General features: G+C 63.2%; 1 protein-coding gene. It reads left to right on the forward strand.

Annotated elements, in window-relative coordinates; genetic code table 11:
• Positions 1-292 precede the first annotated feature (292 nt).
• On the forward strand, positions 293-519 hold a 227-nt coding region (locus tag ACLD7X_RS18330; protein ID WP_411425118.1), incomplete at its 3' end, for a kinase/pyrophosphorylase.

The following is a 519-nucleotide window of genomic DNA, read 5'->3' on the forward strand; positions in this document are numbered from 1 at the left end:
CGATCGGGGATGCCGACGGACCTAGGGCTTTCTTCAGCCCGGTTTCCCCCAGCTTGTCCACAAAGGGCGCGCACCCCGCTCTTTCGTGAAACGGTTTAGGATCAAAGCGCAAGCTGCGGCGTGCGACATTTCGACCGATCCTCCCCTGCCGCTTCTCCCCCGCCCCCCATGCTGTGGATAACAGGTGGAGCCAGCGAGCCCCAATTGGGCGCCCCTCTGCACCCCTGCTGGTCAGTCCGTCTCAACCCGGCTAGACGGCGCTTTCAACGCACGACTTCTCCACAAAGGCTCCATGCGCGCCAACGTCTTCTGCAACGTGCACCTCGTCTCCGATTCCACCGGCGAGACGTTGAACGCGATCATGCGCGCCACCATGCCCCTGTTCGAGAATGTCACGCCAATCGAGAACTCCTACTATCTCGTGCGGTCCCGGCGACAGCGGGAGCGCGGGCGGGAGGAAAGAGTGGAGAAGCAAGGGAGCAGAAGGGGCACGAGCGCAAAGGAGGAAGGGCGTGGGCT

It is taken from the genome of Aphanothece microscopica RSMan92, from assembly GCF_046613545.2.
Lineage (GTDB): Bacteria > Cyanobacteriota > Cyanobacteriia > PCC-6307 > Cyanobiaceae > NIES-981.